General features: G+C 37.0%; 16 protein-coding genes. 11 read left to right on the top strand and 5 right to left on the bottom strand.

What is annotated here, in order from left to right; all coding sequences use genetic code 11:
• Positions 1-181 precede the first annotated feature (181 nt).
• The 9 genes from dinB (at position 182) to ACUTSE_RS11175 (ending at position 9,443) form a co-directional block, all read left to right on the top strand.
• Positions 182-1,255, top strand: coding sequence for a DNA polymerase IV (gene dinB / locus ACUTSE_RS11215; protein ID WP_115091967.1), 1,074 nt, complete (start codon positions 182-184; stop codon positions 1,253-1,255).
• Positions 1,256-1,272: 17 nt separating this feature from the next.
• Positions 1,273-2,175 carry a S66 peptidase family protein gene (locus ACUTSE_RS11210; protein WP_445640281.1) on the top strand — a complete coding sequence of 301 codons (903 nt, stop codon included), beginning with the start codon at positions 1,273-1,275 and terminating at the stop codon, positions 2,173-2,175.
• A gap of 9 nt (positions 2,176-2,184) precedes the next feature.
• Entirely contained in the window at positions 2,185-2,544 is a 360-nt protein-coding gene (locus ACUTSE_RS11205) for a YraN family protein (protein ID WP_002988187.1), read from the top strand.
• A gap of 175 nt (positions 2,545-2,719) precedes the next feature.
• Complete coding sequence (locus ACUTSE_RS11200; RefSeq protein WP_445640280.1) at positions 2,720-5,158, top strand: TonB-dependent siderophore receptor; 2,439 nt, start codon at positions 2,720-2,722, stop codon at positions 5,156-5,158.
• Positions 5,159-5,256: 98 nt separating this feature from the next.
• Positions 5,257-6,408 carry a PepSY-associated TM helix domain-containing protein gene (locus ACUTSE_RS11195; protein WP_445640279.1) on the top strand — a complete coding sequence of 384 codons (1,152 nt, stop codon included), beginning with the start codon at positions 5,257-5,259 and terminating at the stop codon, positions 6,406-6,408.
• A gap of 91 nt (positions 6,409-6,499) precedes the next feature.
• Positions 6,500-6,910, top strand: coding sequence for a BrxA/BrxB family bacilliredoxin (locus tag ACUTSE_RS11190; RefSeq protein WP_002988179.1), 411 nt, complete (start codon positions 6,500-6,502; stop codon positions 6,908-6,910).
• 69 nt (positions 6,911-6,979) lie between these two features.
• Entirely contained in the window at positions 6,980-7,711 is a 732-nt protein-coding gene (locus tag ACUTSE_RS11185; protein WP_002988176.1) for a lysophospholipid acyltransferase family protein, read from the top strand.
• A gap of 77 nt (positions 7,712-7,788) precedes the next feature.
• Positions 7,789-8,787 carry an acyl-ACP desaturase gene (locus ACUTSE_RS11180; protein WP_445640278.1) on the top strand — a complete coding sequence of 333 codons (999 nt, stop codon included), beginning with the start codon at positions 7,789-7,791 and terminating at the stop codon, positions 8,785-8,787.
• A gap of 5 nt (positions 8,788-8,792) precedes the next feature.
• Complete coding sequence (locus tag ACUTSE_RS11175) at positions 8,793-9,443, top strand: HD domain-containing protein (RefSeq protein ID WP_353103124.1); 651 nt, start codon at positions 8,793-8,795, stop codon at positions 9,441-9,443.
• A gap of 141 nt (positions 9,444-9,584) precedes the next feature.
• On the opposite strand, the gene pyk is transcribed toward ACUTSE_RS11175, so the two are convergent.
• The 5 genes from pyk to ACUTSE_RS11150 all read right to left on the bottom strand — a co-directional run bounded on the left by pyk (position 9,585) and on the right by ACUTSE_RS11150 (position 14,052).
• The gene (gene pyk, locus ACUTSE_RS11170; protein ID WP_002988169.1) at positions 9,585-11,015 is read right to left on the bottom strand and encodes a pyruvate kinase; all 1,431 of its coding nucleotides are present in this window, start codon (positions 11,013-11,015) and stop codon (positions 9,585-9,587) included.
• Positions 11,016-11,019: 4 nt separating this feature from the next.
• Positions 11,020-11,508, bottom strand: a complete 489-nt coding sequence (locus ACUTSE_RS11165) for an IPExxxVDY family protein (RefSeq protein ID WP_002988166.1) — start codon at positions 11,506-11,508, stop codon at positions 11,020-11,022.
• 98 nt (positions 11,509-11,606) lie between these two features.
• The gene (gene rnc / locus ACUTSE_RS11160) at positions 11,607-12,353 is read right to left on the bottom strand and encodes a ribonuclease III (protein WP_002988163.1); all 747 of its coding nucleotides are present in this window, start codon (positions 12,351-12,353) and stop codon (positions 11,607-11,609) included.
• A 13-nt stretch (positions 12,354-12,366) separates the two neighbouring features.
• Complete coding sequence (fabF, locus tag ACUTSE_RS11155; RefSeq protein WP_060874291.1) at positions 12,367-13,620, bottom strand: beta-ketoacyl-ACP synthase II; 1,254 nt, start codon at positions 13,618-13,620, stop codon at positions 12,367-12,369.
• Between the two features lie 195 nt (positions 13,621-13,815).
• Positions 13,816-14,052: an acyl carrier protein gene (locus tag ACUTSE_RS11150; RefSeq protein ID WP_002988156.1), complete on the bottom strand. Its 237-nt coding sequence runs from the start codon at positions 14,050-14,052 to the stop codon at positions 13,816-13,818.
• 198 nt (positions 14,053-14,250) lie between these two features.
• Here ACUTSE_RS11150 and purN point away from each other — a divergent pair, with 198 nt between their 5' ends.
• Positions 14,251-14,817, top strand: coding sequence for a phosphoribosylglycinamide formyltransferase (purN, locus tag ACUTSE_RS11145; RefSeq protein ID WP_445640277.1), 567 nt, complete (start codon positions 14,251-14,253; stop codon positions 14,815-14,817).
• A 3-nt stretch (positions 14,818-14,820) separates the two neighbouring features.
• Entirely contained in the window at positions 14,821-15,297 is a 477-nt protein-coding gene (rnhA, locus tag ACUTSE_RS11140) for a ribonuclease HI (protein WP_115091957.1), read from the top strand.
• Positions 15,298-15,574: the final 277 nt, after the last annotated feature.

The raw sequence follows: 15,574 nt of genomic DNA, 5'->3' as shown, positions 1-15,574 counted from the left end.
TATGGTAACTATAACGTTTGTTTGTTAGAAATAACGCATACTTACTCAAAAAGTATTTGAGATACTTACAAATTTACGTAATACCGCTTTGATTTACATGGAAAAGTTAAAAAAAAACGATAATTTTTTTAGGAATAGAAACTGAATTTTTTCAATTAATTTTGACCCAATTAGCCTTGAAATGAATCGAAAGATCATACATATTGATATGGATGCGTTTTACGCCTCGGTAGAACAATTAGATAATCCCGAATTAAGAGGGAAGGCTATTGTTGTGGGTGGAAGTAGCGAAAGAGGAGTAGTGGCCGCAGCGAGTTATGAAGCGCGTCAGTATGGCGTAAGAAGTGCAATGAGTGGAATATTGGCGAAAAAGAAATGCCCCCACCTGATCTTTGTACCTCCTCGTTTTGATCGCTATAAGGAGATCTCGAGGCAAATCCGCTTGGTGTTCCATGAATATACGGATCTGGTTGAGCCTCTTGCATTGGATGAAGCTTTTTTAGATGTAACCGAAAATAAAATAGGCTGCCCTAGTGCTACATTAATTGCACAGGAAATCAGACAAAAGATTTTTGAACGTACCCAATTAACTGCCTCTGCAGGAATTTCAATCAATAAGTTCTTGGCGAAAGTGGCCAGCGATTACAATAAGCCGAATGGACAAAAAACTATTAATCCCGAAGAAGTAGAAGCATTCCTAGAGGCTCTAGAAATAAAAAAGTTTTTTGGGATTGGTAAGAAGACTGCAGATCGCATGTATCATTTCGGTATTTTTACAGGACGTGATCTCAAGGCGAAATCCATCGATTTTCTAGAAGAACATTTCGGTAAAGCTGGAAAGGCGTACTATTATATTGTCCGTGGGATTCACAATTCTCCCGTTAGCCCAGATCGATTGACCAAATCTGTGGGAACCGAACGCACCTTTGATGAAAATTTGAGTTCCGAGGTGTACCTGGAAAATAAACTGGAGCATATTGTAGAAGAGTTGAGTCTGCGTTTGCGAAAACAAGGGCTAGCAGGTAAAACAGTTACCTTGAAAATAAAGTATGCCGACTTTGTACAGCAAACGCGAAGTACAACGTTTCCCTATTTTATTGCCGATGCAGGAATTATCCTAGATTGTGCAAAAGAATTGCTCTACCAAGAAAAATTGCAAAACTCAGTGCGTCTGATTGGCGTATCTTTGAGTAATTTAAACAATATAAAAGTAGCGAAGAAACCCGTAGCCGTACAGCTGCGCTTTGATTTTTAAATCTGAATATAATCACCATGAGTTATACAATCCCTCCCTATTTACAAAAAGGCGATAAAGTAGCAATCGTTTGCACCGCTAGAAAATTTTCAATTGAAGAAGCGAAACCTGCCGTGGCTCTTTTAGAGTCGTGGGGATTGCAAGTGGTTTTAGGACAAACGATTGGGTTAGATAATTTTCAGTTAGGTGGTACAGATGCTGAGCGAATTGCAGATTTCAATATGCAACTAAAAGACCCCGAAATCAAAGCGATTTGGTGTGCTAGAGGAGGCTATGGAACGGTGCGCATCATCGATGCAATTGATTTTTCATCGTTGGCTCAACAGCCAAAGTGGATAGTTGGATTCAGCGACGTAACGACACTACACAGCCATGTGCATAACTTGGGAATAGCTACCATTCACGGGATTATGGCATTCAGTGTTCCCTTAGCAAAAGAAGAATCTAAAGCTTCCTTGTATAAGGCGCTATTTGGTTTGCCTTTATCCTATGCCATTTCTGCGGCTCCAGGTAATAGAAACGGAAAAGCTAAGGCGGAAATCGTAGGAGGAAATCTCTCTATTCTCTATAGTTTATTGGGTTCTGTTTCTAGTATTGAAACCAAGGGAAAAATTCTATTTATCGAAGACTTGGATGAGTATTTATACCATGTAGATCGCATGATGCATAACCTCAAGCGAAATGGAATGCTGCAAGAGTTGGCGGGTCTTGTTGTAGGGGGAATGACTGATATGCACGACAATTCAATTCCGTTTGGTTATAATGCACAAGAAATCATTCTGGATGCAGTGAAAGACTACAACTATCCGGTCGTATTTAATTTTCCAGCTGGACATGGCGCTTCCAATTGGGCGTTAAAATTAGGCACTATTGTTGAACTAGAAGCACAAGACAATCAGGTGACTGTCGCTTTTAGTTAAACACAAAATATGAGCAAAACAAATGAATTAGGTAGGTTAGGAGAGGATTTAGCGGTTGATTTTTTACAAGATAAAGGGTATCAAATCATCGCTAGAAATTGGAAGTATAGAAAAGCAGAAGTAGATATCATTGCGGAGGTAGATTCTTTTTTGGTTTTTGTCGAAGTTAAAACCAGAAGCTCAACCGATTTTGGTCTCCCTCAAGAGTTTTTAAAGAACCCACAAATCAGACGATTAATTACTGCAGCTGACGCTTTTACCACACAATTTAAGCGAAAAGAAGAGGTTCGCTTCGATATAGTAGCTATTAGTATAAAAAAGTCTATTCCTGAAATAGAGCATATTGAGCAAGCTTTTTATTGGTTTTGAGTAGAAAAAGACCAGATTTTATTTGATATTTTATCGATTATTGAAAAGGGAAGTCTATTTGATGAATTTTCCTTAAAATTATTATGTGAAAAAAGTCTAAATAAAATTTGTGGATTATTTAGAATCACTTTACATTTGTGGCGTTTTTAATAAGTCTAAATAACACAGATTCAGAATGAAGACGTATACTACATTGTTAGTTACCATTTGTGGAGTAATGGTAAGTTTCGCTCAAAACATCACAATCAAAGGAAGAGTTGTAGATGAGGTTAATAAACCATTACCTTTCGCAACAGTTGTATTGGGAGAAGGGCAAACAGCTGTTCAAACCAATGAGAACGGGGAGTTCAAATTGAATAATATTCAAAAAGGAAAGCACACAATGCGAGCTTCTTTTGTGGGATATTCAACTTCTCAAAGAGAAATTACCCTAGCTAAAAACGAAGAAATTGTGAATTTCCTTTTAGTGGCTGATAGCCAATTAGAGAATATCACAGTGTACGGTAGAAGCAACAAAAACGTAAAAAATCTTCAGTATATCACGCGTTTGCCACTTGGATTACAGGATCAAGTACAATCAATCAGCATTGTTTCTGAGCACGTAATTAAAGAGCAAGGAGCTTTGACTATTACAGATGCAGCACGTAACGTAGCAGGGGTAACTCAGTTTTCTACGTACGGAGGACCTGCAGAAAGTATGTCAATCCGCGGATTCAGAGGAACACCTGTATTGAGAAATGGTGTTGGAATGGATTCTGACTTTAGAACAGCTTCAGCGATTGCAGATATGCAAGGAATTGAAAGTGTTGAGGTAATTAAAGGTTCGGCTGCTGTATTACAAGGAATCGGAAACGGTTTAGGTGCTGCAGGTGGAGTGATTAATATGGTAACTAAAACGCCAAACTTCAAGAACCACAGAGAAGTAGGTTTCAGAGTTGGAAGCTACGGACAAGTGAGACCAACAGTTGACTTTGAACAAGTATTAGATAAAAAAGAAACAGTTTCTTTCCGCTTCAACGGAGCATACGAAAGAAATGATGGATGGAGAACGTTTGTAAATAACGAACACTTTTACATCAACCCATCCTTAACATGGAAAATCGATAGCAAAACAAAGTTAACGGTTGAAATGGATTACTTAAATGGAGATTATGTTACAGACAAAGGAACTGTAAACTTAGGTCCAGATTATGCGAATGAGTTATATAAAATGCCACATAATAAATTCTTAGGTTTCAAAGGAGACTCTAAGAAAATTACAATGCAAAACTATGTTGCTCGTTTCGAAAGACAATTAACAGAGAAATTGAGCTTCAGAACATCTTATACGGCTTCTATTTACAATGAAAATGGTCGTTCAACAAACGTAACAACTGTTTTACCGAAAAAAGAAATTGGAGACGATTGGAGCAAATATGGCGATATCAAACGCACAGTTTCTCAAGGACAATCTGACGATTATAACTCAGTATTCCAAGCTGATTTAATTGGAAAAGATATCTTCACAGGTATTTTAAAACATACATTCCAAATTGGATTTGACTACAGACAAACGAAAACAATCGCGGGTTCTGCAACAGGTAAAGTTTGGGGGAAAGACAAACAAGGAAACGACGCTTTAGTTGATTTCAGAAGTGATATCAATGTATTAGGTCCAATTGACAATACATTACCAGATAACATCATCTACGGAGACATTGCTACAACAAGAACAATGTCACCAACAATCGGATTCATGGCACAAGATTATATCGCTATTGGTGATAAATTAAGTGCAATGTTAGGATTGCGTTACAGCCGTTTGAATGGTAATACAACTGAAAATGCTACCGTAGACCGTTGGAACCCAATGTTGGGGTTAATCTTCAAACCACAAGAAAATATTAGCACATTTGCTTCTTATACAACAACAAGTAGTTTAAGACAATCAAATAAATTATTACACGGTGGTGGATATGCAGGAGCATCAGATATCAAACAATTTGAATTTGGTTTCAAATCAAACTGGTATAATGACCACTTAGGAGTGAACTTTACGTACTTCTTCATCAACCAAAGTAATTTAGTTGCGCCTTATATTGATCCAGTAACAAATGAGCAATCTAAAACAGAAAGTATCTTAGCTGGAGATTTAAAACGCAATGGATTTGAGTTGGAAATCAACGGTAAAATTACCAACAACTTAGAGGTAATGTTAGGATATGCTAACTTATACGCAAGATACCAAGATAGCCCACAATATGTTGATGGTTCTGCGCCAATGAACGCACCAGAGCATACAGCAAACGGATGGGTAAGCTATAAATTTGATCAAGGTACATTAAATGGATTATCATTGAGTGCTGGAGTTTACTTTGTTGGAAAACGCCCAGTTAATGAATACAGCAGAACATTAGATAATAGCCACAATACAAACGTAAACGTAAGACCATTCGATATGCCTAGCTACACAACAGTGAATGCACAAGCAGCTTATACTTACAAAAACGCGACGTTAAGTGTGTTTATGAATAACCTTTTCAACGAAAGAGGATACACGTCTTATTTCAGAGGAGGATACATCAACGAAATTTCACCTCGAAATTTTGCAGCACAATTGACGTATAGATTCTAGAATATCCCTTTAATTAGTGTCATTATAATTGAAATAATAATAAGTACAAACACGGTTTTATAATATAAAATCGTGTTTGTTCGTTTTTGAATGTCCATATGAAAACAAAGAAGACCTCTCCTTTTCGCAAATTGATGAATGACCTACACTTGTGGTTGGGTATCGCAAGTTCGCTTGTATTGTTTGTAGTTTGTTTAACCGGAACTATTTATACGTTCAAGACTGAAATCCAGGATTGGATGGAGCCTACACGTTATCAAGTTACAGATAAAGGAACTGGACAAAGTAAACCCGTGGCAGAATTAGTGCAGCTAGTGGAAACTGCTACCCAAGGGAAAGTACAACGCGTAACGATGGTGAGTAATGAAAGCAAACCTTATGTGTTTTCTGTAAGCAGCGGAGAAGAGGGAAAACGCCCAGATGCAGTTCATGTAAACCCCTATACAGGCGAAGTCTTGGGGAAAGGAAAAGGACCTGGAGATGAGTTTTTTATGACTGTTTTCAAATTGCACCGTTGGTTACTACTTGATTCGTCAATTGGAAGACCTATCGTTGGAATCGCAACCATTATCTTTTGTTTTCTTTCAATCTCAGGATTAATCTTGTGGTTTCCAAAGAAAATTAAAGGATGGAAAAGTATTAAACCGGGATTCAAAATTAAATTCAACGCCAATTGGAAGCGTATCAACCACGATTTACATAACACCCTTGGATTTTATACGTTATTAATCGTTTTGATTATGTCGTTAACGGGCTTGTGTTGGTCATTTGAATGGTACAGAGATGGGTTGAGTGCTGTATTGGGGACTAAGGTTTTTGGTGGACGCGATGAAGTAAAACCAGAATCGGTAGTACAAGACAAGCAAACGATTAGTTTAGAAGAGGCATTAGCCATTGCAAATAAAGAAATGGAGTATGACTACCGTACCCTTGCGATAAGCTTGCCAAAAGATGAAGTTGGCGCGTATGAGGTAAATAAAAATGAATTGGCAAGATGGAATGAAACGGTGAATGACCGCGTGTTTATCGATCAGTATTCTGGAGCGGTAATCAAAAAAGAAATCTTTGCAGATAAAACAATTGGAGAGAAATTAGCAGGTTCAATTCGAGCACTACACTTTGGTGATATCTATGGATTGTTCTCTAAGGTCATCTACTTCATAACCTGTTTAATAGCAACTTCATTGCCGATTACAGGAATTTTTATTTGGTTGAATAAAATGAAAAAGAAACCCAAAAAAGCAGCCTAGTGCATGTTGGGAATACTTTAGCATTGAAATTGGACAAAATAAGAGAAAAAGTGTAACTTTGTTATTACAATTTTTAATTAAAGGTAATAGTATGTATCCAGAAGAAATAGTAAAACCAATGCGTCAAGAGTTAGTTGATGCAGGATTTTCAGCATTATATACAGCAGATGAAGTAGAAGCTGCTTTAAGTAAAGAAGGAACTACATTAGTAGTAGTAAACTCAGTTTGTGGTTGTGCGGCACGTAATGCACGTCCAGGAGCAATCATGAGCTTAAATGGAGAAAAGAAACCAGCGCAAATCGTAACTGTATTTGCTGGAGTTGATAAAGATGCTGTTGATGCAGCACGTCAACACATGTTCCCTTTCCCTCCATCTTCACCTTCTATGGCTTTGTTTAAAGACGGAGAATTAGTTCACATGTTAGAGAGACATCATATTGAAGGTAATCCTGCAGAGTTGATTGCTGAAAATTTGATCGACGCATACAAAGAATATTGCTAAAAAGACACCACCTTCTATAAGGTGGTTTTTTTTTAAAGTGTATATTTGCTCAAGATATACATTGAGCTAATGCAAAAAATAATTTCATATCCGTTATCTGTACTATTCGTTATCTGTTTACTACTTGTACTCCTTTTTTTTCATGGACTACAGTGGTTGGCACTTAATCTTTTTGGTTATAATGCCCACAAGAAAGTGGTAGATGCTATGGTATGGTGGATTATGCTGTGTACAGGTATCTTAGGTACTACGTATCGCGTTTCAAAAGAAGAGGAACTCCCTACGGATAAACCAATCGTCTTCGTTTCTAATCATCAGAGTATGTTTGATATACCGATGATTATCTGGTTTTTTAAAAAAAACCACCCCAAATTCGTCAGTAAAAAAGAATTGGGAAAAGGAATCCCGAGTGTATCGTATAACTTAAAACACGGAGGATCTGTATTAATTGATCGTAAAGATGCAAAACAAGCCTTAACCGTTATTCGCGGATTGGGTCAATATATCTCAAAATACAATAGGGCTGCTGTGATCTTTCCTGAAGGAACAAGAAGCCGTGACGGACACCCCAAACGTTTTTCAGAAAATGGGGTTAAAATGTTATGTAAGTTTTCACCAGATGCTTATCTTGTCCCCTTGACTATTAATAATTCATGGAAATTGTTTCGATTTGGAAAATTTCCTTTAGGATTAGGAGCCAAAATTAGTCTTTATGCACATAAACCAATGAAAATTAGCGATTATTCTTTTGAAGAACTCTTCGCTAAAACGGAGGCAGCCGTAAAGTCTAAAATAGAATAAAATACTAATTCTCGCAGTTACTCCCAAACAAACTAAACCAAACCGAAGAGCTAGTTGCGAAGTAAAAACTAATTGAAATGTCAACACACAATGTTCGTTTAGAAGTGATGCACTTCTTGGAAAAAAATATAGATAGCTTCGTTGATGATTATCTAATACCTGTGGAGAAAATTTGGCAACCTTCTGATTTACTGCCGAATTCGGAAAGTGAAACATTTTTAGAAGATGTCAAAGAATTGAGAGAATACGCCAAAGAATTGCCTTACGATTTTTGGGTAGTTTTAGTTGGTGATACCATTACAGAAGAAGCTTTACCTACGTATGAATCTTGGTTAATGGATGTAGAAGGAGTAAACCAAAAAGAAGGTGAAAATGGAAATGGATGGGCAAAATGGATTCGCCACTGGACTGGAGAAGAGAATAGACATGGAGATTTATTAAATAAATACCTTTATCTATCGGGACGTGTGAATATGCGTGAAGTTGAAATCACAACACAATATTTATTAAATGATGGGTTTGACCCAGGAACAGATAGAGACCCATATAAAAACTTCGTATTTACAAGTTTCCAAGAATTAGCTACTTATATCTCACACAATCGCGTGGCGAAATTAGCGAAGCAATACGGAGATCATAAGTTGTCGAAGATCTGTCGTTTAATTGCGGGAGATGAGATGCGTCACCATCATGCTTATTCTGAATTCGTAGATCGAATTTTTAAAGTAGATCCAAGTGAAATGCTATTGGCTTTCGTAGACATGATGAAACGAAAAATCACTATGCCTGCAAACCTAATTAGAGAATCAGGAGGAAAAATGGGAGATGCATTTGAATTATTCTCGGATTCAGCGCAACGTATAGGAGTCTATACAGCTGTTGATTATGTGGATATCATGCAGAAATTAATCGACCGTTGGCAAATTGCAAACTTAACAGGGTTAACGGATGAAGCAGAAAAATCAAGAGAATACTTGATGAAATTACCTGCTCGTATGTTACGTGTGGCAGAACGAATGAGTATTGGAAAAGATCCACATATCTTTAAATGGGTGCAACCCGCTATAATTAAATAAATCGAATGAGTAAGAAGATTGAAGCAACTATTGCCTATGTTAAAGAGGAATTGAAACATGCCGAAGGCGGACATGATTGGTTCCATATCGAACGCGTATACAATAATGCGATCAATATTTTAAAATTCGAACCAGAAGCTCAGGCTGAAGTAGTGGAGTTAATTGCTTTGCTTCACGATATTGCGGATAGTAAGTTCCACAAGGGGGATGAAACAATAGGGCCTCGTAAAGCGAAAGAATGGCTGGAATCTTTAGACTATGAACCCGAAGTGGTCGATCATGTAGTCAAGGGAATTGAAAATATCTCGTTTAAAGGCGGGAATTTCGACCAAAAGTTCACTTCGAAGGAATTGCAAATTGTACAAGATGCGGATCGATTAGATGCCATTGGTGCGATTGGAATAACGCGAGTCTTTAATTACGGAGGATTCCAAAATAATCCCATTCACGACCCAGAGCAAGCGCCTCGATTTGGTATGACCAAAGAAGAATATAAGGCACATAAAGGAACGTCAATTAATCATTTCTATGAGAAATTGCTGTTATTGAAAGATCTAATGCACACCGATGCAGGAAAGAAAATGGCCGAAGATAGACACCGTTATATGGAAGACTTCTTGGCGCGTTTTTATGCAGAGTGGCAAGGGGAGAAGTAGGGCAGATGGTTTACGGTGAACTAGTAACCAATCTCAAGCTTATAAAAAATAAATAAAAAAGCGGAATCCTTTTGGATTCCGCTTTTTTATTTATTTTTAATGAGTTGGAGAACAGTTAACCGTAAACAGTTAACTAGCACACTACTTAATCTCAGATATTCTCAACGTATTTACCATCCCTTTATCGATGATTGGCATTGCCGCTAAGTTAATCACCATATCTCCTTTTACAGCGTGTTTCTTTTCCACTACCATATTGTTGATATCTTCAATGGTTTCGTCTGTACTTACGTATTTATCGTAGTAGTAAGCCTGTACTCCCCATAATAGGTTTAACTGCGTTAAAATGCGCTTATTTGACGTAAAAACAAGAATGTCACTGTTTGGTCTCCAAGCAGAAATCTGGAATGCAGTGTATCCACTGTTTGTCAACGTACAAATGGCTTTTGCTTCAATATCATTTGCCATTAAGGCAGCGTGATAACAAATGTTTTTCGTGATATAACGATTTGTCTTAATTGTCGGTGGACTTTGCGGTACATTGATTAATGGAGAATTTTCAACACTTTGAATAATTTGTGTCATTTTCTCAATTACTTGAACCGGGTAACTACCTACAGACGTTTCTCCTGATAACATTACAGCATCTGCACCATCCATTACCGAGTTTGCAACGTCGTTTACTTCCGCTCTTGTCGGTGTTAAACTAGAAATCATCGTTTCCATCATCTGTGTTGCGATGATTACTGGAATTCTAGCATTTTTAGCGATTTGTACTAATTGCTTTTGGATAAGTGGAACCTCTTGAGCTGGAATTTCAACTCCTAAATCTCCACGAGCTACCATCAATCCATCACAGTAAGCAACTAATTTATTGATATTTTTAACCGCTTCTGGTTTTTCAATTTTCGCAACGATTGGAATTTTGTGCTCAGAATGTTGTTTTACAATTTCTTGTAAATCCAATAAATCCTCTGGTGTTCTAACGAAAGATAACGCCAACCAATCCACTTGTGCTTTAATTGCAAAAATAGCGTCATTGATGTCTTTTTCCGTCAAGGCAGGTAATGAAACCTTGGTCATCGGAAGGTTTACTCCTTTTTTCGATTTCAAAGGGCCTCCTTGGATTACTTTTGCAACAACTTCATCTGTATTGTTTGTCGATACTACTTCAAAGATCAATTTACCATCGTCTAATAAAATAGTCTCTCCTTTGTTTACATCATTAGGAAACTGTTTGTAGTTCATGTAAACGCGTTTTGCGTCCCCTTTGAACTCTTCTTTTGTTGAAAATGTAATCATATCACCAGGGTGAACTACTACATCTTCTGCCATAATTCCCACACGCAATTTAGGACCTTGTAAGTCTCCTAAAATTGACGTTGTGTAACCGTATTCTTTATTTAATTCTCGAATGATGTCGATTTTCTCTTGTACATCGGCGTAATCTGCATGGGAGAAATTAATTCTAAATACATTTACACCTGCTTTAATCATGTTGTGCAACACTTCTTTTGTTCCTGATGCAGGACCTAACGTTGCTACAATTTTTGTTCTTTTTTTTGCTACCATATTTTTAGAAAATTAGGTTGTTTTTCGATTTGATCGCTTCTACTCGGATTTCGTATGCTGTAGAAATTACTTTTATTGATTTTAATTTTTCAATGACTGTGCCAATCTCAAATTGCTCATCTGTATTTTCAACTTTTAGAAAGTAATCCACCGTTTTGTGTTCTGGTAAGAGATAACCTTGCTTACTAATGGTTGAAACAACATATTGAAAGAGGGGAGAAGCCATCTGTGACTCTGGAAGTATAAAAGCTTTATTTGATACCAATTTCCACAATACATGGTAATCTGGATCGTCGTATTCAAATAAAGAGAAGGAAGCTAAGCCTTGATCCGTTTCAACTTCAACATCATACGATGTGCGTTCTAAATAAAGGCCTAGAATAGTGTTAATAAGATAGGTAACTTTAAAATCTTCTTTGCGCGAAGAGTGAATCGCTATCAGACTATAGTTTTCAGCTTCAAAATCTTCTAATCTTAGAACTACTGGTCCCATTTGTTTATTCGTTAGTTACAAAGATACAACTTTTATAATGCAAACAATATGTAGATATTTAGAAGAAAGATTAAGTAAATGTTAATTGATTACCCAATTTAATGGTTTATTTTTTCTTGCAACGCAAAATACGCACGTTGCGAAGCTTTTTCTTCTGCTTTCTTCTTTGATGTAGCTCGTCCTTTTGATATTAACTTATTATCAATGAATAATTTAACTCCAAAATATTTGACGTCTTCATTCGTTGTTTCCTCATAAGCGTCAAATTTGAACGTATGTTTCGTCTTTTGACACCATTCGATGAGTAAACTTTTATAGCTGGTAATCTTTGTTTCTAAGACATGGATATCTGTGATGGTAGAAATTAAGCGCTGATGAATAAATTTCTCACATGCAGGATAACCTTGATCCAAGTATATCGCCCCAATTAAGGCCTCTAAAATATTACCATGGATGTTTTCTCCGAACTGTTGATTGCCCATTTTGCTTTCAACAATATCAATTAATCCCAAGCTCTTGCCAATCGTGTTTAAGTTTTCTCTACTTACAATTTTAGAGCGCATTTTCGTTAAATACCCCTCATCTCCACTGGGAACCTCTAAATATAAATGCGAGGCAATTACAGCGTTGAGCATGGCGTCACCCAAAAACTCTAATCGTTCGTAATTAATTGGATTTCCTTGAGTATCAACGATGTTCATTGAACGATGGGTGAACGCTAATTTATAGTAAGCGACATCCAAAGGCTTGGTCATTGTGATTTGAGATATCTTACGACAAAAATTCCCGTCCTTTTGACTTGAACGGGAATTTTTAAATATCTTATTTAGTACGTTACTCAACATTACGTTGTCGTGCTTAAATATCTAATTTTTTTACTAGTACACAAGCGTTGTGTCCTCCGAAACCAAATGTATTACTCATACCTACTTTCACGTCTCTTTTCTGCGCTTTGTTGAAGGTAAAGTTTAATTTAGCATCCACTTGATCATCATCTGTAAAGTGATTGATGGTTGGAGGTACAATTCCATGCTCGATGGATAAGATTACTGAGATTGCCTCTATCACTCCTGCAGCTCCCAAAAGGTGACCTGTCATAGATTTGGTAGAGTTTAGGTTCATTGAATAAGCGTGATCACCAAAAACGTTTAAAATAGCTTTTGATTCAGCGATATCTCCTAATGGAGTAGACGTTCCGTGTAAGTTTACTACATCAACATCTTTTGGCTCAAGGCCTGCGTCTCTCAAACAGTTTTTCATCACGTTTGTTGCTCCTAATCCTTCTGGATGTGGTGCAGTTAAGTGATGTGCATCTGCTGACATTCCGCCACCGCCGATTTCACAGTATATTTTCGCTCCACGCGCAACCGCGTGTTCGTATTCTTCTAATACTAATGCTCCAGCACCTTCTCCCAATACAAAACCATCACGGTCTTTGTCCATCGGTCTAGAAGCTGTTTCTGGACTGTCATTTCTTGTAGATAAAGCGTGCATTGCGTTGAATCCACCCACTCCTGCAATCGTTACAGCTGCTTCAGAACCTCCTGTTACCATGATGTCTGCCATACCTAAACGAATGTAGTTGAATGCATCAATAATTGCATTGGTAGACGAAGCACAAGCCGATACTGTAGTAAAGTTTGGTCCGCGTAAGCCATATTTAATTGAAATATGTCCTCCTGCAATATCTGCAATCATTTTTGGAATAAAGAAAGGATTGAATCTCGGTGTTCCATTTCCGTTTACGAAGTCAGTCACCTCGTTTTGGAAGGTTTCTAATCCACCGATTCCAGAACCCCAAATAACTCCAGCTCTATCTTTATCTATATTCTCTAAGTCTAATTTAGAATCTACAACTGCTTCATCAGCACTAACCATGGCTAATTGAGCGTATCGATCCATTTTACGTGCCTCTTTACGATCAATAAAATCTTCTACATTGAAATTCTTTACTTCGCACGCAAATTGGGTTTTGAAATTGGTAGCATCAAAATGTGTAATCGGAGCGGCTCCACTTACGCCATTAATAAGACTGTTCCAATACTCTTGGATATTATTCCCGATTGGGGTAAGAGCACCTAAACCTGTTACAACAACTCGCCTTAATTTCATAAAGTAAATATTATGGTTTAATAAGTTAAAAAAACCCAATTTTTCACTTTTGTAAAAGGAAACATTGGGTAGCTTTATATTTGTTTATCAGATTACTTACTAGTAAATCTGTCCTTTTTTCTATTCTAAAATAAGCAGGTATGTCCGAAAATAATAACGCCCACGTGTTGTTAACAACACGTGGGTTATTAGTTATTACTTCTTAGCTTCTTCGATGTAAGAGATAGCTTGACCAACTGTAGCGATGTTTTCAGCTTGATCATCTGGAATTTGAATATCGAATTCTTTTTCGAACTCCATGATAAGCTCAACAGTGTCTAGTGAATCAGCTCCTAAATCATTAGTGAAGCTTGCTTCTGCTACAACTTCGTTCTCGTCAACTCCTAATTTGTCAACGATAATCGCTTTTACTCTTGATGCAATGTCTGACATAATCTTTAATTTTAAAATTTAATTTCCTAGGGCAAAAATAAAAAACTTTATTTTATATCCTGATTATACATGTTAATTGTCAGTGCGAAATTATAAAAATAATTAATACTTAATACTATTTTTCTGTTTATTGTCAGTAATTATTCTTTTTTTTGTACTTAAATAAAGTGTTTTAAAAACTTAAATACTGCTTATAACATGAAAAAAATAGCGCTATTCGCTTCTGGTTCAGGGACTAACGTGGAGAATATTATCAATTACTTTGAGAATAATTCAATTGTCAACCAATACCTCGTTTTGGTCAATAACCCTCATGCTAAAGTAATAGAAAAAGCTGAAAAAAGAAATGTTCCGGTTTATATTTTTGATAAAAATAAGCTGAATAACGGCGAGTTAGCAGAAAAACTGGCAACTTTCGAGCCAGATTTAATCGTTTTGGCGGGCTTCTTGTGGAAGTTCCCTGAGGATTTAGTAAAAAAATATCACAATCAAGTTATTAACATTCATCCAGCCTTATTACCTAAATATGGCGGCAAAGGGATGTATGGACACTTTGTTCACGAAGCTGTTTTAGCAAATAAAGAACCGGAAACGGGAATTACGATTCACTTTGTCAATGAAAATTACGACGAAGGAGCAATCATTTTACAAGAAACAACTCCTGTAGAAGCACATTATACAGCAGAAGATATTGCAAAAGCAGTACAAGCCTTAGAATACAAACACTTTCCAATTGTCATTGAACAGTTGTTAGCTAAACAATAATAAATGAGTCAGTCTTTTCAAGTTATTTTATATACCGATGGATCTGCACAAGGAAATCCCGGACCAGGTGGGTATGGTTTGGTGTTGGAATGGGCCGGACATCAAATATTTAAGGAATTTGCACAAGGGTATCGACTCACCACAAATAACCGCATGGAATTACTCGCGGTAATTGTAGGGTTAGAAAAGCTGAAAAACCCACAAACACGCGTGTTGGTGGTGTCAGATTCTAAATATGTAGTGGATGCCGTTACCAAAGGATGGGTATTTGGTTGGGAGAAGAAAAATTTCAAAGACAAGAAAAACCCAGACCTATGGATGCGTTTCTTGCGTATTTATAGACGTCATCAAGTTTCTTTTCAATGGGTCAAAGGACACAATAACCACCCCATGAATGAGCGTTGCGACTTTTTAGCCGTGCAAGCAGGAAAACAAAAAGATTTGCTCGTCGATGAATATTATGAGCAAAATAGAGAGTAGAATATACGATATAAAGATAGAAAAAGGTTTAGCAGGACAGCTGAACCTTTTTTTATGGGGATAAGGGATGAGTTTTTTCCTTGAAATGAACTTTAGTAAGGATGTTATCCGTAGTTAGAGATAAGCGAAACAGGTGTTCTGAATGAAATAGTAGTCCCTTTTTGGTATAGTTTGCGTTTTATTTTCTTCGACATTCCTCCAAGTTTCCTTCGTGTTTCCTTCGTGTTTCCTTCGAGTTTGCCTCGTAAAAAGGGGGTTTTGTCGAAGGAATGTCGAA

It is taken from the genome of Myroides sp. TSA_177.3, from assembly GCF_052691955.1.
Note: the sequence above shows the minus strand (reverse complement) of the source record. Positions and strands in the feature narration are given on the sequence as shown.